At 60.8% G+C, this 15,625-nt stretch carries 13 protein-coding genes and 1 other RNA gene; 4 read left to right on the top strand and 10 right to left on the bottom strand.

Annotation, left to right across the window (positions count from 1 at the left end):
• The 3 genes from AKL28_RS25075 to AKL28_RS15280 all read left to right on the top strand — a co-directional run.
• On the top strand, positions 1-239 hold a 239-nt coding region (locus AKL28_RS25075; protein ID WP_231602452.1), incomplete at its 5' end, for a hypothetical protein.
• Between the two features lie 133 nt (positions 240-372).
• Positions 373-2,181 carry a tetratricopeptide repeat protein gene (locus AKL28_RS15275; protein WP_050469027.1) on the top strand — a complete coding sequence of 603 codons (1,809 nt, stop codon included), beginning with the start codon at positions 373-375 and terminating at the stop codon, positions 2,179-2,181.
• Positions 2,182-2,406: 225 nt separating this feature from the next.
• Positions 2,407-3,432, top strand: a complete 1,026-nt coding sequence (locus tag AKL28_RS15280; RefSeq protein WP_050469028.1) for a glucokinase — start codon at positions 2,407-2,409, stop codon at positions 3,430-3,432.
• Between the two features lie 84 nt (positions 3,433-3,516).
• Here AKL28_RS15280 and ffs read toward each other — a convergent pair.
• Together ffs and ubiD are read right to left on the bottom strand one after the other, a co-directional pair.
• Positions 3,517-3,615, bottom strand: an RNA gene (gene ffs / locus AKL28_RS23960) — signal recognition particle sRNA small type.
• A 131-nt stretch (positions 3,616-3,746) separates the two neighbouring features.
• Complete coding sequence (ubiD, locus tag AKL28_RS15285) at positions 3,747-5,231, bottom strand: 4-hydroxy-3-polyprenylbenzoate decarboxylase (RefSeq protein ID WP_050469029.1); 1,485 nt, start codon at positions 5,229-5,231, stop codon at positions 3,747-3,749.
• Positions 5,232-5,696: 465 nt separating this feature from the next.
• On the opposite strand from ubiD, the gene AKL28_RS15290 reads away from it, so the two are divergent.
• A complete protein-coding gene (locus tag AKL28_RS15290) occupies positions 5,697-6,683 on the top strand; it encodes a transglycosylase SLT domain-containing protein (protein WP_050469030.1) in 987 nt (328 codons plus the stop codon).
• A 106-nt stretch (positions 6,684-6,789) separates the two neighbouring features.
• On the opposite strand, the gene AKL28_RS15295 is transcribed toward AKL28_RS15290, so the two are convergent.
• The 8 genes from AKL28_RS15295 to rbfA form a co-directional block, all read right to left on the bottom strand.
• Positions 6,790-7,968 (bottom strand): pyridoxal phosphate-dependent aminotransferase, encoded by a 1,179-nt coding sequence (locus AKL28_RS15295; protein WP_050469031.1) that lies wholly within the window; start codon positions 7,966-7,968, stop codon positions 6,790-6,792.
• Positions 7,969-8,091: 123 nt separating this feature from the next.
• Positions 8,092-8,559 carry a transcription antitermination factor NusB gene (gene nusB / locus AKL28_RS15300; protein WP_050469032.1) on the bottom strand — a complete coding sequence of 156 codons (468 nt, stop codon included), beginning with the start codon at positions 8,557-8,559 and terminating at the stop codon, positions 8,092-8,094.
• Between the two features lie 105 nt (positions 8,560-8,664).
• On the bottom strand, positions 8,665-9,153 hold the full coding sequence (gene ribH / locus AKL28_RS15305) for a 6,7-dimethyl-8-ribityllumazine synthase (protein ID WP_050469033.1): 489 nt from the start codon (positions 9,151-9,153) through the stop codon (positions 8,665-8,667).
• 57 nt (positions 9,154-9,210) lie between these two features.
• The gene (ribBA, locus tag AKL28_RS15310; protein WP_050469034.1) at positions 9,211-10,332 is read right to left on the bottom strand and encodes a bifunctional 3,4-dihydroxy-2-butanone-4-phosphate synthase/GTP cyclohydrolase II; all 1,122 of its coding nucleotides are present in this window, start codon (positions 10,330-10,332) and stop codon (positions 9,211-9,213) included.
• A 79-nt stretch (positions 10,333-10,411) separates the two neighbouring features.
• Positions 10,412-11,425 (bottom strand): tRNA dihydrouridine(20/20a) synthase DusA, encoded by a 1,014-nt coding sequence (gene dusA / locus AKL28_RS15315; protein ID WP_050469035.1) that lies wholly within the window; start codon positions 11,423-11,425, stop codon positions 10,412-10,414.
• Positions 11,426-12,040: 615 nt separating this feature from the next.
• Positions 12,041-13,882 carry a translational GTPase TypA gene (gene typA / locus AKL28_RS15320; protein WP_050469036.1) on the bottom strand — a complete coding sequence of 614 codons (1,842 nt, stop codon included), beginning with the start codon at positions 13,880-13,882 and terminating at the stop codon, positions 12,041-12,043.
• 173 nt (positions 13,883-14,055) lie between these two features.
• A complete protein-coding gene (gene truB, locus AKL28_RS15325; RefSeq protein ID WP_050469037.1) occupies positions 14,056-15,072 on the bottom strand; it encodes a tRNA pseudouridine(55) synthase TruB in 1,017 nt (338 codons plus the stop codon).
• 130 nt (positions 15,073-15,202) lie between these two features.
• On the bottom strand, positions 15,203-15,595 hold the full coding sequence (gene rbfA / locus AKL28_RS15330; RefSeq protein ID WP_050469038.1) for a 30S ribosome-binding factor RbfA: 393 nt from the start codon (positions 15,593-15,595) through the stop codon (positions 15,203-15,205).
• Positions 15,596-15,625: the final 30 nt, after the last annotated feature.

Below are 15,625 nucleotides of genomic sequence, written 5' to 3' on the forward strand. Positions count from 1 at the left end.
GTGTAAAAGAAAAGGCGCAGGGCTGCTTGGCACTACCCGCAGGCCTGCCGCCAATACCGCTGGCCAAGAACCTGTTCCCGATCTCGCTCGGGGCCGTTCAAATGCCCTTTCAGGCGGTCTGCGGCGTTGTAAAGCCTCGCCGGGCCAACCGGCCCGGCTGCGTTTTACGCCTTGCATCCCATCCTGAAATGACATTTGACCGACTCCCGGCGAGATCGGGAACAGGTTCTAAGATATAGGCGGCAATTCCGGCTGTAATCCGCTGGATAAAAAACGGCGAATTTGGGACACTTGCGTCAATACAACGCGCGGCGCCCGACATTGCCGGCCACTCCGCTTTTTTCATTGCCGTAGATCAAACCCCCTATTCCTATGCGTCAACAAGCAAATGCCGCCACCGTCCTGTTGCAACAGGCGTTGGCGATGCATCAGAAGGGCCAGATGGCGCCCGCTGAAGCACTCTACAAAAAAGCACTGGCAAAGGCTCCCGGCCATTTCGAGGCCAACTATCTGTATGGCATGCTCAAGCTGCACCAGGAAGATTGGGACGCCGCCGAAGTGCAGTTGGGAAAAGCGATCAAACTCAATCCGCGGCACGTGGATACCTATTTCGACCATGCCGGCGTACTTGAGCACCTCGGCCGCGACCAGGATGCGGTGCAGAGCTACGACCGCGCCATCGAACTCAAGCCGGATTTCGCCGATGCTTTCATCAAACGCGCACAGGTATTGCGGCGGCTTGGACGCAGCCGCGACGCCCTCGCGGACTGCGACAAGGCCGTGGCGATCGCACCTGATAACGCCGACGCCTGGTTCCAGCGCGGCAACTGCATGAACGATGAGTTCCGCTTCCGCGAATCGCAGGAGAGCTACAAACGTGCGGTAACGCTACGGCCGGGCTTTATCGAAGCGCTGTTCAATCTGGGTAACGCCCACAAGGACTTTTATCGTTTCGGCGAGGCGCTCGAAGCCTACGACCTCGCGCTTGCCGCCGCACCGGACTTCACCCAGGCGCATACCAACCGGGGTTACGTGCTGTTCCGCCTGCACCGCCCGCATGAGGCGCTGGCAGCTTATGACCGCGCCCTGGCGCTTGACGATAGCTCCCATGACCTGTGGTTCAACCGCGCTGCGACGCTGGAAGAACTGCGCCGCTTCGACGAGGCCAAGGAAAGCTATCACCGGGCCCAGATGCTCAATCCGGCCACGAACTCGGCACGCTGGAACGAGGCCTTGATGCAATTGCGCCAAGGCGACTTCCGCAACGGCTGGCAACAGTATGAAGCCCGCTGGGACACCCAGCAGATGCAGGCCCAGCGGCGCAGTTTCCAGCAGCCCCTGTGGCTTGGCCAAGAATCCCTGCAAGGAAAAACCATCCTGCTGCACGCGGAACAGGGCTTCGGCGACACCTTGCAGTTCGCCCGCTACGTGCCGGTAGTCGCGGCAAAAGGCGCCAAGGTCATCCTGGAAGTACAGCCGGCACTGGAACAACTGATGCGCAATGTGCCTGGCGTGAGCGAGCTGGTCGCCAGCGGCACGGCGCTGCGCCACGCTTTCGATTTCCACTGCCCGCTGATGAGCTTGCCGCTGGCATGCGGCACCTTTTCCGAAGACGCTATCCCGCGCGCGCCTTATCTGAGCACCGATCCCCGCAAATGGGCCGATTGGCACCAGCGCCTGCCGCAAAACCGCGCCTTGCGCGTGGGGCTGGCCTGGTCCGGCAGCTCGCAATCGACCGATCCCAGTGCCGTCGCCATCGATGCCATGCGTTCGGTTCCGTTTGCGGAGCTGGCGCCCATCGTCGAACTGGCGGGCGGCGTCGAGTTCGTCTCGCTCCAGGTAGGCGACGCTGCCGTTGCGCAGTTGCAAGCGCATCCGCTGCGCGACCGTGTGCACGATTTTTCCGCTCATCTGTCCGATTTTTCCGAGACTGCCGCACTGGTTGCCAATCTCGACCTGGTTATCAGCGTCGACACATCGGTTTGCCATCTTGCCGGCGCATTGGGCAAGCCGGTCTGGCTGCTGGACCGGTTCAACGGCTGCTGGCGCTGGCAGGTCGACCGCACGGATACGCCCTGGTACCAGAATTTCACCATCTTCCGCCAAGGCGCCCAAGGGGACTGGGCCGGTGTCGTGGCGCAGATGCGGGAAGCGCTGTCGCAGCACCTCGCCGGCGAATAAGCCCGCAAACGCCATCGTGCAAGCGCCGGGTTGCTTCCAGCAGGCAATCCGGCTTTTTCACGCCCAGCGGCAACAAACGCCTGCCCATCGGCGAAGCATGCGACCGGAACCTGTATCGGTATGCGGCCTCATAACATGCAGGGCGATTCACTATCCTGCCCAGACCTGATACAACATGGATGGCGGCGCGCCCATCGCCATCCTGCAACGACAAGGACTACAGGAATGCAGACTGGCCAACAGAACAGCGCCACCTCTCATGTCGGTAATGACGAATATGCCGATGGCCCCCGCCTCTTGGCCGATATCGGCGGCACCAATGCGCGCTTCGCCCTGGAGCCCGGGCCGAACCGTATCGAAGCCATCAAGACCCTGCCCGCTGCCGATTACCAGGAATTCACCGATGCCGTGCTGGCCTACTTGCAACAAGCCGGTCATCCGCCGGTACGGCATGCGGTAGTCGCCATCGCCAATCCGGTGCAAGGCGACCAGATCAAGATGACTAACCACGACTGGGCATTCTCGATCGAGGCCGCGCGCCAGTTGCTGGGCTTCGATACGCTACTGCTGGTCAATGATTTCACCGCGCTGTCGATGGCGGTGCCGCAGTTGAAGCCGTCCGACTTGCTGCAGGTGGGCGGCGGTCAAGCGGCAGCCGGCAGCCCCATCGGCCTGGTCGGCGCAGGTACCGGCCTGGGCGTGGGCGGCTTGGTATATGGCGGGGGGCGCTGGCTGCCGCTGGCCAGCGAAGGCGGGCATGTGTCCTTCTCGCCAGCCAATCCGCGTGAGGCGGCAATTCTTGCCTATGGCTGGCGTACTTATGAGCATCTGTCGGCCGAGCGGCTGGTATCGGGGCCGGGGCTGGAACTGATCCACCAGGCGCTGCTCGACATCGAAGGTCTTCCGGCTGAAGAGCTGAAGGCGGAACAAATCGTGGAACGCGGCTTGCAGCAAGGCGACCTGCATTGCAAGGAAACCGTCGACATTTTCTGCAGCATGCTCGGCACCGTGGCAGCCAACCTGGCGGTCACGCTGGGTGCGCTGGGCGGCATCTACATCGGCGGCGGCGTAGTGCTGCATTTGGGTGATTACTTCGAACGCTCGCCGTTCCGTGCGCGTTTCGAGAACAAGGGACGCATGACGGCGCTGACGAAAAAGATTCCAACCTTCGTCATCACTGCCGATTACCCGGCCTTCATCGGCGTCTCCGCCATTCTCGGCGAAAAGCTGCGCGACAAACGCGATGCATAGCCGAACCTTGCAAGCTGGGCGACCGGCACACCAACATTGCCTGAGGTTCAAGGCACTTAATGACTGTGGGGGAGTAGAAAGAGAAGAGGCGAGCCTTGTCTGCGGCACTTGCGGGAAATGGCTGTGGCTGCTTCGTTCCCGACCTGACCAGGTTGACCATGCCACAATGCGCAGGGGCCCGCCGGGGCGAATTGTACTCCATTTCGGACTGCCCGGGCCAGCGAATTCAACATCCGGCTAGCTCCACAATGAAAAGCCGCGCAATTGTATAAACAATTTGCGCGGCTTCTTCAATCGAGGAGATGCAAGCAGAATCAGATCCCCAACTGCTGCCAGATATCGTCTACGCGGCGCTTGACCTCATCGGTCATGGCGATCGGCGTGCCCCACTCACGGTTGGTTTCGCCCGGCCATTTATTGGTGGCATCGATGCCCATCTTGCTGCCCAAACCACTGATGGGCGAAGCGAAATCGAGATAATCGATCGGCGTGTTATCCACCATGACCGTATCGCGCACCGGATCGACCCGTGTGGTGATGGCCCAAATCACTTCCTTCCAGTCGCGGATATCGACATCCTCGTCCACCACCACGATGAATTTGGTGTACATGAACTGGCGCAGGAAACTCCACACGCCGAACATCACGCGCTTGGCATGCCCGGCATACGACTTCTTCATCTGCACCACCGCCATGCGGTAGCTGCAGCCTTCCGGCGGCAAGTAGAAATCGGTAATTTCAGAGAACTGCTTCTGCAACAGCGGCACAAACACTTCATTCAACGCCACGCCCAGCACCGCCGGTTCGTCGGGAGGCTTGCCGGTATAGGTCGAGTGGTAAATGGCATCGCGCCGCATGGTGATGCGGTCGATGGTGAATACCGGGAACCAGTCCTGCTCGTTGTAATAACCGGTATGGTCGCCATAGGGACCTTCGAGTGCATGCTCATAACCCGATGGGTGGTTGGCATCCGGATAGATATGCCCTTCCAGCACGATTTCGGCCGAGGCCGGCACGCGCAGCTCGCTGCCCATGGCCTTGACCAGCTCGGTGCGGCTGCCACGCAGGAGTCCTGCGAACTGGTATTCGGACAGGCTGTCCGGCACCGGCGTCACCGCACCTAATATAGTGGCAGGGTCGGCGCCCAGGGCAACGGCCACCGGATAAGGCTGACCGGGGTTGGCGATGCAATGCTCGCGGAAATCGAGCGCACCGCCGCGATGCGCCAGCCAGCGCATGATCACCTTGTTCGGACCCAGTACCTGCTGGCGATAAATCCCCAGGTTCTGGCGCTTCTTATGCGGCCCTTTGGTAATCACCAGGCCCCAAGTAATCAGGGGCGCCACGTCGCCCGGCCAGCAATGCTGGATGGGCAAACGCGAGAGGTCGACATCCTTGCCCTCCCACACCACATCCTGGCAAGGCGCCGAACTGCGCTCCTTGGGCGCCATGTCCCATAGCGACTTGACCAGCGTTCCCAGCCCGAGCACATCCTTGAAATCCTTGGGCGGCTCCGGTTCTTTCAGGCGCGCCAGCAAGTGGCCGATACGGCGCAATTCCCCGATATCTTCTGCGCCCATGCCCAGTGCGACCCGGCGTGGGGTACCGAAAAGATTCGCTAAGACTGGGATATTTTTCCCGTCCACACGCTCAAAAAGGAGCGCTGGACCTTCCGCCCGGAGAGTGCGATCGCAGATCTCGGTCATCTCCAAATGGGAGGAAACAGGGTGGGATACGCGTTTTAATTCGCCTTTTTGTTGCAACTTGGAAATAAAATCGCGCAGATCCGTGTATTTCATACTTTTTAACAAATTTCTTTTTGCATGACAGCCGGCTCAGGTATCCCCGGCAAACGCTTGATTCTATTGATTTTTGAAGAAAGGCCACGGTCAAAATGAGACACAAAAGTTATAAAAACTAGTTTTTATAGTATTGACTCGATATAAAGTGACTTCTACAATGCGCCCACCTTAAACGAAAGGGAACGGGCTAGAAGCTCAACAAGCTTGAATTAATCATAACAAGCTTGCAAGGAATCCAGGGACCGGGGTCCCCGCAACACAAAGAAGTGTCATCCAAGGCGTCAGCCTTACTCCCCGAAACATTGTCGTCCGACGGCACGGCCAGCAGGCCTCGCGGACGACTACTTGCCGTAACGCCTTGCGACGGTAACGTAATAGATTGCAGCGATGTCAGTCCAGCTATCCGGTCTCCACTTCTTGGCCGGCGAGCCCTGTATTTGCCGCAATAACGCAGGAGGTTCAATGTCTAACCAAACTACCGAGGCGCCCTTAGCGGGCACCCCGCAGATGGTTCAGCGCGCCGCGCTCTGGGATTCATCCCTGAACACGCGCATTGGTCAATTTTTCAGCGTTGCCCACCGTGCCATCACGGTACTCGGCATCGCCGCCCTGTTCGTCCTTGGGCTGATGTTCTTCAATCCGGACCTGGCCGACAAGCTGATCAGCATGTCGCCCTTTTCGGATTCGGCCGACGACGTGCAGACAGCCGACGCAGTGGCTGCGCCGCCGCTGGCAGAGCTGATGTCGCCGGCTACACCGGTTCCCACCATTCCGGTGATCGCTGGCGCCGCCACAGCAGCGTCGGCAAGCGGACAGGCAATGTCGGCAGAAGACCGCCAGTTGCTGGGTACGCCGCATCAACAGAAGCTGGTGACCAGCTGGCTGGCCAAACGCTACCGCGTCGCCAGCGATGCCGCAGATATGCTGGTATCGGCCACTTACCTGACGGCACGCGACATCAAACTCGATCCGCTGCTGATCCTGTCGGTGATCGCCATCGAATCGCGCTTCAATCCTTTCGCGGAAAGCCCGATGGGTGCGCAAGGCCTGATGCAGGTGATGTCCAAGGTGCACCATGACAAGTTCCAGGAACTGGGCGGCATCAAGGCAGCCCTGAATCCGGTAGCCAACATTCGTGTCGGCTCGCAGATCTTGAAAGAATATGTGACCCGCGGCGGCTCCATCGAAGCCGGTCTGAAGACCTACGTCGGCGCAGCTGACATGGCCAACGACGGCGGCTATGGCGTGAAGGTGCTGTCCGAGTACCAGAACCTGAAGCAAGTGGCGATGGGGAAGAACGTTTCGATCTACACCACTGCAACCGTGAAGCTGCCGCCGGCCGCCCCGGCGATCGCCGCCGGTGCCGGACCCAAGCCGGCAGCCACGAATAACATCGCCTCGGCATCTGCCGCCAAGCCGAGGACGGAAGAACAACTCGCTGCCTTATGAGCGTGTTGCGCTTGAATATTACCGGTATTCAAAACGCAAAAAAGGAGCCTTCGGGCTCCTTTTTCTTTTCCGGCTTCTGCGCTGGCGGCTGAAGCCATCGATACGTTCAGGCCACCTTGCGGTTGGCGAAGAAGGTTCTCAGGCGAGCCACTGCTTCCTGCAGGTTCTCCATCGAAGTCGCATACGACAAGCGAATGTAGCGGCGCGCGGTAAAGGGACCGAAATCCAGGCCCGGCACCAGTACCACGCCGGCTTCGTTGAGCATGTCGATTGTCAACTGGTCGGCATCGTCGGACAGTGCACTGCAATCCGCGTAGACATAGAAAGCGCCGTCCGGCACCACCGGCACCTTGAAACCCAGGCTTTCCAGCGCCGGCACGATGTAGTCGCGGCGGCGCTTGAACTCCGCCTTGCGCTCTTCATAGATGGCAATCGACTCCGGAGAAAAACAGGCCACACCGGCATGCTGGGCAATCGATGAGGCGCAGATGAACAAGTTCTGCGCCAGCTTCTCGATCTGCGGCACCAGCGCCGGCGGCAGCACCAGCCAGCCGAGGCGCCATCCGGTCATGTTGAAGTACTTGGAGAAGCTGTTGATCACCACCACGTCCTCGCCCAGCGACAGCGCCGAGAACGGCGTTCCTTCATACGACAAGCCCTGATAAATCTCATCCACGATGGTGAAGCCGCGACGCGCGCGCACTTCAGCCACGATGGCGCGCAATTCCTCTGGCAGGATGGAAGTGCCGGTCGGATTGGACGGCGAGGCCAGCAGCACGCCACGGGTGGCTTCGTTCCAGTGCTCGCGCACCATTTGCGCGGAAAGCTGGAAGCGGTGTTCCGGGCCGCTGGCGATCAGCTTGGCCTGGCCTTCGAAGGCCGCGACGAAATGACGGTTGCAAGGATAGCTGGGGTCGGGCATCAGCACTTGCGCGCCCTTCTCCACCAGCGCGGCACAGGCCAGCAACAAGGCAGCCGAGGCGCCGGCCGTGACCACGATGCGTTCCGGCGCAATATCCAACCCGTAGACGCTGCGATAGTGGCCGGAAATCGCCTGGCGCAACTGCGGCAGGCCGGTGGCCGAGGTGTACTGCATCTTGCCGTCGGCCATGGCGCGCGTGGCGGCCTCCACTACGGCCGGCGGCGCGGTGAAGTCGGGTTCGCCGATGCCCATGTGGATGATGTGGCGCCCCTGCTTCTCCAGCAAAGCGGCCTTCTTGGCCAGCTCCATGACATGGAAGGGGGCGATGTTATTCAGGCGGGAAGCGAGTTCGTTCAGGCTCATGGGAAATCCGGGAAGCTGGGGCGCGCCCTGGCGGCAACGCATTCAACGGGGATGGTGCGGCCGGATTGGCCGCAAAGCCGGGCAGCGGACCAGGCTTGACGCCAGCCGCCCGAGGCGCCGCGCTTAGCGGCGGGCGGCGCCGACTTCGGTGGCGCGGACTTGCGCCGCGAAGCGATCGAGCACGCCGTTGACATACTTATGGCCATCGATACCGCCGAAAGACTTGGTCAATTCCACGGCCTCGTTGATCACTACTTTGTAGGGAATCTCAATGTGATTCTGCAGTTCGTAGGCGCCGATCAGCAACGCCGCATGTTCCACCGGCGACAACTCCTTGATGGAGCGGTCGATCAGCGGCGCCAGGCCGGCGCGCAACGCTTGTGCATCGCGGATGGTGCCGTTGAGCAGCGTGTCGAAGTGTTCGGCATCGGCTTTGTCGAAACCATGCGCTTCGCGGATGTGGGCTTCGATTGCGCCGCTGTCCTCATGGTTGAGCAGCCACTGGTACAAGCCCTGCAACGCAAACTCGCGCGCCCGGTGGCGCGGTGTGCGGTTCTTGTTCGAATTGGCGTGTTGAGATTTGTTCGACATGATGAGTGCGGCGCGAAGCCGTGAATGCTTTACTTGAATGAATACTTGAAACTGCTGAAAAGAAAAACCGCCGCACCGCTGCCCTGGCAGCAGTGCGGCAACGGCTTATTCCTCTTCGTCGGTTGCCTGGCCCAGCTCTTCCAGGACGATGGACAGGTTCGCCATTTCGACCGCAACGCGGGCCGCGTCGGCGCCCTTCTCGGCCATGCGCACTTCAGCCTGTTCGTCGTTCTCGGTGGTCAGCACGGCGTTGGCAATGGGCACGCCGAAATCCAGGGCGATGCGGGTGATACCGGAGCCGGATTCATTGGAAACCAGCTCGAAGTGATAGGTTTCGCCGCGAATTACCGCGCCCAGCGCGATCAACGCATCGAACTGCTCGGTCTCGGCCATCTTCTGCAGGGCCAGCGGGATTTCCAGGGCGCCCGGCACGGTGACGTGCAGGATGTCCTCGTCGGATACGCCCAAATGCTTCAATTCGGCCAGGCAGGCCGCCAGCAGGCCATGGCAGACGTCTTCATTGAAGCGCGCCTGCACGATGCCGATGCGCAAGCTTTCGCCATTCAAATCCGCTTCAAAAGTTCCAATGGTCATGGCTTTTCCTTATTAGGTTGTTGACTTGCGTGATTGCTGATTCTGTACGTTCCGTACTTATACGCCTTCGCGCGCCTGATAACCGGTCACTTCAAGCTTGAAGCCTGCCATGGACGGCATCTTGCGCGGACTGGCCAGGAGTTTCATCTTGCACACGCCCAAATCCTTCAGAATCTGGGCGCCGATACCATAGGTACGCAAATCCAGGCGGTCGGCGCGAAGCGGCTTGGCGGCATTGGCGCCGCCAACCTGGTTGAGCGCGCCGAACTGGTCGAACATCTGCTGGGCCGATTCTTCGCAATTGAGCAGCACCACCACGCCTCCCGGCGCCGCCTGTACCGCCTTCATGGCGGCAGCCAGGTTCCACGAGTGCGTGGTGACTTCCGACTCCAGCAGATCGAGGATCGATACCGGCTGGTGTACCCGCACCAGCGTTTCCTGGCCCGGCTGGATAGCGCCGTGCACCAGCGCCAGATGCGCACCGCCGGACGGCGTGTCGCGGTAAGCAATTGCCTTGAAGTTGCCATGCACGGTCTGCATGTCGCGTTCGGCCACGCGCTCGATGATGCTCTCGTTGCGGCTGCGGTAGTGGATCAGGTCGGCAATCGTGCCGATCTTCAGGTTGTGCTTCTCGGCAAATTCCATCAGGTCCGGCAGGCGTGCCATGGTGCCGTCTTCCTTCAGGATCTCGCAGATCACGGCAGCCGGCGTCAGCCCGGCCATGGCGGTCAGGTCGCAACCGGCTTCGGTGTGGCCGGCACGCATCAGCACGCCGCCCTTTTGCGCGCGCAGCGGGAAGATGTGGCCCGGATTCACCAGGTCCGACGGTTTGGCGTGCTTGGCCGCAGCCACCTGGATGGTGCGTGCACGGTCGGCGGCGGAAATACCGGTGGTCACGCCTTCGGCCGCTTCGATCGAAACGGTGAAGTTGGTGCCGAACTGCGTACCGTTGCGGCTGGACATCATTGGCAGGTCGAGCTGGTCGCAGTGTTCTTCGGTGAGCGTCAGGCACACCAGGCCGCGCGCATGCGTGACCATGAAATTGATGGCTTCCGGCGTGACGAAATCGGTCGCCAGGATCAGATCGCCTTCGTTTTCGCGATCTTCTTCGTCGACCAGGATCACCATGCGTCCAGCACGGAGTTCTGCGACGATTTCTTCTGTTGTTGCGAGTGGCATAAGTGGTTTCCCTGTTGGACCCGCTATTTTAAAGGATTTGCGCGGTCTTCCACGATGCCGGCAAGCGCCGGCGACGGTTTCATTGATATGCGGCAGCTTGCGTGCGCGCCAACGCTTCCTGCAACAGGGCCGGATCGCCGGATGCCAGCTTCTTGGAGTCGGACAAGGTCTGGCGGAACGCCCGCGCCCCCGGCACGCCGGCCAGCAGGCCCAGCATGTGGCGGGTCATGCTGTTCAAGCGCAGGCCACGGCCGTTGTCGCCGTGCAATTCCAGCTGGCGTTGCATGTAAGGCAGCATGGCGGCGATCACCTCTTCGCGGCTTGGCTGGCGGCCGCCGTCCAGGCCCGGGTAATAACGCGCATCGAAGCCCGCCATCAGGTAAGGATTATGGTAGGCCTCGCGGCCCAGCATGACGCCGTCCACATGCTTCAGATGTTCGTCGATTTCGGGGGCGGTCTTGATACCGCCATTGATCAGGATCTCCAGCGCGGGGAAATCGCGCTTGAGCTGGTACGCGTAGTCATACTTGAGCGGCGGGATTTCACGGTTTTCCTTGGGGCTCAACCCCTTCAGGATGGCGTTGCGCGCGTGCACGATGAATGTCTTGCAACCCGCCTCGGCGATGGCGCCGACGAAATCGCGCACGAAGTCATAGGACTGCACGTCGTCGATGCCGATGCGGTGCTTCACGGTGACATCGATCGACACCGCGTCGCGCATGGCCTTGACGCAATCGGCCACCAGCGCCGGCTCGCCCATCAGGCAAGCGCCGAAAGCGCCCTTCTGCACCCGCTCGGATGGGCAACCGCAGTTCAAATTGATCTCGTCATAGCCCCATTGCTCGCCCAGCTTCGCGCTGTGCGCCAGGTCGGCCGGCTCGCTGCCGCCCAGTTGCAAGGCGACCGGGTGCTCTTCCTCATTGAAATCGAGGTGGCGCGGCACGTCTCCATGCAGCAGCGCCCCGGTGGTCACCATCTCGGTGTACAACCAGGTGTGGCGCGTGATCTGGCGATGGAAGACGCGGCAGTGCCGATCGGTCCAATCCATCATCGGGGCCACGCTGACAGTGCGTGGAGGCAAGTGTTTCTTCATGTGCTGAGAAATCGTAATCCGTAAATCGTTTCGGCTGCCAATGTGCGGTCCGGCCCACCGCATCTCCAGTGTCCGCGATGGCATCGCAGGCTGCAAGCAGGAGCCGCCATTCGGCGATCGCGTCAGTTCAAAGGGGCAAACCGGTGGGCAAATAGAAAGCCCGCAAGGCTTTCGCGTTGCGGGCTGGTGTCCCCTCTATCCTCTGTGAGATAGGATTTTTATACTGCGGACACGATTCTGCACCACAAACCGACAGCCGTCATTTCGCATTGCACAAAAATAGTGCTACGGAAATAACAAATAACCACGCCGCCAGCAGAAATGACTTTCCGGCGGCCACCAGGCAAGCTGATATTGGCAGCCGCCCCTCCAATAACAGCGCCGCAGACGTCTCGGCATGCTGCCGGGAGCGCGGCAAAAAAAAAAGCCCACAACCGAAGTTGCGGGCTTGAATCCAATTCTTTAGGAGGAAATTGGAGGAGACAGGTGTAACTATATGGCAGCGCATCATAGCTGTCTGCTTTATTATGCTGATATCAGGTATTCACAAAAAAGATATCAGCGCAGACCTGCCCCGCTCCAACGACAACCGCATGCGGCTGCCGCTTCCCCGCATTAAATCGATTCTTCGCGCGATGCCTTCTTGCGCTCGTGTTCCTTCAGGTGACGCTTGCGCAGGCGAATGCTCTTCGGCGTCACTTCGACCAGCTCGTCGTCCTCAATGAATTCGACCGCGTATTCCAGGTTCAGCTCGATCGGCGGCACCAGGCGCACCGCTTCGTCGGTACCGGAAGCGCGCACGTTGGTCAGCTGCTTGCCCTTGATCGGGTTCACAACCAGGTCGTTGTCACGCGAGTGGATACCGATGATCATGCCCTCGTAGACCGGGTCGTTGTGGCTGACGAACATGCGGCCGCGATCCTGCAGCTTCCACAGTGCGTAGGCCACGGCGGCGCCGTCGTCCTGCGAGATCAGCACTCCGTTACGACGGCCGGCCAGTTCGCCCTTGGTGGTATCAACCGCCTTGTAGTCGTCGAACACGTGGCTCATCAGGCCGGTGCCGCGGGTCAGGGTCATAAATTCGCCCTGGAAACCGATCAGACCACGCGCCGGAATGTGGTATTCCAGGCGCACACGGCCCTTGCCGTCCGGCTCCATGTTCTGCAGGTCGCCACGGCGACGGCCCAGCTCTTCCATGACGCCACCCTGATGGGTTTCTTCGACGTCGACGGTCAGGTTTTCGTACGGCTCTTCACGCACGCCATCAACCATACGGAACACCACGCGCGGACGCGAGACGGCCAGCTCGAAACCTTCGCGGCGCATGTTTTCGATCAGGATGGTCAGGTGCAGTTCGCCGCGACCCGACACTTCGTAGGTCGAGTCGTCGTTCTCGGCTTGCACCACGCGCAGTGCCATGTTGGACTTCAGTTCCTTTTCCAGGCGATCGCGGATCTGGCGGGTAGTGACGAACTTGCCTTCGCGGCCAGCCAGCGGCGAGGTGTTGACCATGAAGTTCATGGTCAGGGTCGGTTCATCAACCTTCAGCATCGGCAGGCCATTGGGCGCATCCGGCGCACAGATGGTGGAGCCGATACCAATTTCTTCGATACCGTTGATCAACACGATGTCGCCTGCCAATGCCTCTTCGGCCAGCACGCGCTCCAGCCCCTTGAAGGTCAGCACCTGGTTGATGCGCGCCTTGGTCGGCTTATCATTGGGACCGTTCATCCAGACCACGTCCTGACCGCCCTTGACGCGACCGGCGAGGATACGGCCGACGCCGATCTTGCCGACGTAGGACGAGTATTCCAACGAAGTGATCTGCAGTTGCAGCGGTGCGTTCGGGTCATCTTCACGCGCCGGCACGTACTTCAGGACGGCGTCGAACAGCGGCTCCATCGTGCCTTCGCGCACGTCCGGGGTGAGGCCGGCATAACCGTTCAGGCCCGACGCGTAGATCACCGGGAAGTCCAGTTGCTCTTCGGTGGCGCCCAGCTTGTCGAACAGTTCGAAAGTGGCGTTGATGGCCCACTCGGCGCGCGCGCCCGGACGGTCGATCTTGTTGAGGACCACGATGGGCTTCAAGCCCAGCGCCAGCGCCTTGCGGGTGACGAAACGGGTCTGCGGCATCGGGCCTTCCTGGGCATCAACCAGCAGCAGCACGCTGTCGACCATCGACAGCACGCGCTCGACCTCACCGCCGAAGTCGGCGTGGCCCGGGGTGTCTACGATGTTGATGTGGGTCCCCTTGTACTCCACCGCGCAGTTCTTCGACAGGATCGTGATGCCACGTTCCTTTTCGATGTCGTTCGAGTCCATCACGCGGTTATCGACCTGCTGGTTGTCGCGGAAGGTGCCGGACTGGCGCAGCAGTTGGTCGACCAGGGTGGTTTTGCCGTGGTCAACGTGGGCAATGATGGCGATGTTGCGAATTGCGCGGATATTGTTTGACATGGTGAATGTAGGTTGATGCCGATTCTTGGAAGGCGCGCATTATAGCATGCTGCGCCGCATGAAATTTAAAAAGACCTGTATTTTCAACGGCTTGCCGCCCATCCGCGACAACCGCGAATGGCGCGGCAGAAACCGCTTTACTGCCCATTTGCATCCTCCGCCAGAGCGCTTGCTCAGACGGTGGACACCAATCGTTCCGGCGCCAGGATGGCGTATTCCTGCAACAAGCCGGTCCCCAGCAGACAACCGTCGGAAACACGGTAAACCCGCACCCGGCCGGTTTGTTCCGGCACCGCGACGCCTTCCTTGCCCAAGGCCAGCCGCTGGCCATGCAGAAAACGGCGCGCCAGTTCATCCGGCAGTTGTACGGCCGCAAAACTCTGCAGCAAACCGTCCACCGGCAACAGCATGTCCTTGCGCTGCGCCACTTCGCCAGCCGCGTCGAGCTGTTCCAGCGTCACGGCGCCTTCCAGTGTCAGCGGGCCGACGCCGGTACGGCGCAATGCATTCAGGTGTGCGCCGCAACCCAGCGCCTCGCCGATGTCCTCGCCCAGCACGCGAATATACGTTCCCTTGCTGCAAGTGACGCGGATGGTCAGCATCGGCGCCTGGTAGGCCAGCATCTCCAGATGATGGATGGTGACCTCGCGCGCCTCGCGCTCCAGCGTGATGCCGGCGCGCGCGTATTCGTACAAAGGCTTGCCGTCGCGTTTCAGGGCTGAGTGCATGGGCGGCACCTGGCGGATGTCGCCGCGATACTGCGCCAGTGCCGCTTCAATCTGTTCGGCCCCGACCTCGACGGCGTGCTCGCCGATGACCTGGCCTTCGGTATCGCCGGTGTCGGTCTTGATACCCAGATGAACGACGGCCTCATAGGTCTTGTCGGACTCCAGCAAATCTTGCGAGAACTTGGTGGCTTCGCCGAAGCACAACGGCAACAAGCCCGTGGCAAACGGATCAAGGGTGCCTGTATGCCCGGCCTTGGGCGCATTGAGCATGCGCTTGGCGCGGATCAGGGCATCGTTGCTGGAGAGGCCTGCCGGCTTGTCCAGCAGCAGCACGCCGTGCACCGGCACCCGCGGTGGGCGCGGTACGCGTGCCGCCTGAGCCGGGCGTTTCTTGCGTTCGCTATCCTGCTCTTGCGTTGCCTGGGTAGAGGACGATTCGTCCGCCGGTATGTTGTCTGCCATGTGATGGGCGGCCGGCCTGTGAGCTACGTCGAGCGCCAGGCGATGCTGGGCGTTCGCGGCCGGGCCGGCCAATTGATATCGTCAATGAATGCAGCGGTACCTGACCGCACGAGGCATGGAACGCAAAGCCTCAGGCTTCGTCGTCCGCGTCCTTGGCGCGCGTGGCATTGGCTTCGTCGATCAGGCGCGACATTTCAATGCCGCGTGCGGTCGAGTTGTCGTGCACGAAATGCAGTTCCGGCAAGGTATGGATAGTCAGCCTGCGGCCCAACTGGGTACGCAGGAACCCTGCCGCCTTGTGCAGGCCTGCCAGCGTGTTCTTCACTGCCTCGGGATTGTCCACCAGCGTGGTGAAGAAGATCTTGGCGTGCGCATAGTCAGGCGTGACCTGCACTTCGGTAATGGTGATCATCCCTACGCGCGGATCCTTCAATTCGAAGGCGATCAATTCCGCCAAATCACGCTGGATCTGGTCGGCGACGCGCAAGCCGCGCCCGGGGATGGATTTGCTGTGTTTTGCCATTGTTCAAAAAAACAATCCGCCGGTGGCTTC

The organism is Herbaspirillum chlorophenolicum (assembly GCF_001189955.1).
Lineage (GTDB): Bacteria > Pseudomonadota > Gammaproteobacteria > Burkholderiales > Burkholderiaceae_D > Herbaspirillum > Herbaspirillum chlorophenolicum.

Excerpts from the sequence above, each read along its gene's own strand:
- AKL28_RS15275 (WP_050469027.1), top strand. The coding sequence starts at position 373 with ATGCGTCAACAAGCAAATGCCGCCACCGTCCTGTTGCAACAGGCGTTG.
- AKL28_RS15280 (WP_050469028.1), top strand. The coding sequence starts at position 2,407 with ATGCAGACTGGCCAACAGAACAGCGCCACCTCTCATGTCGGTAATGAC.
- ubiD (WP_050469029.1), bottom strand. The coding sequence starts at position 5,231 with ATGAAATACACGGATCTGCGCGATTTTATTTCCAAGTTGCAACAAAAA.
- AKL28_RS15290 (WP_050469030.1), top strand. The coding sequence starts at position 5,697 with ATGTCTAACCAAACTACCGAGGCGCCCTTAGCGGGCACCCCGCAGATG.
- AKL28_RS15295 (WP_050469031.1), bottom strand. The coding sequence starts at position 7,968 with ATGAGCCTGAACGAACTCGCTTCCCGCCTGAATAACATCGCCCCCTTC.
- nusB (WP_050469032.1), bottom strand. The coding sequence starts at position 8,559 with ATGTCGAACAAATCTCAACACGCCAATTCGAACAAGAACCGCACACCG.
- ribH (WP_050469033.1), bottom strand. The coding sequence starts at position 9,153 with ATGACCATTGGAACTTTTGAAGCGGATTTGAATGGCGAAAGCTTGCGC.
- ribBA (WP_050469034.1), bottom strand. The coding sequence starts at position 10,332 with ATGCCACTCGCAACAACAGAAGAAATCGTCGCAGAACTCCGTGCTGGA.
- dusA (WP_050469035.1), bottom strand. The coding sequence starts at position 11,425 with ATGAAGAAACACTTGCCTCCACGCACTGTCAGCGTGGCCCCGATGATG.
- typA (WP_050469036.1), bottom strand. The coding sequence starts at position 13,882 with ATGTCAAACAATATCCGCGCAATTCGCAACATCGCCATCATTGCCCAC.
- truB (WP_050469037.1), bottom strand. The coding sequence starts at position 15,072 with ATGGCAGACAACATACCGGCGGACGAATCGTCCTCTACCCAGGCAACG.
- rbfA (WP_050469038.1), bottom strand. The coding sequence starts at position 15,595 with ATGGCAAAACACAGCAAATCCATCCCCGGGCGCGGCTTGCGCGTCGCC.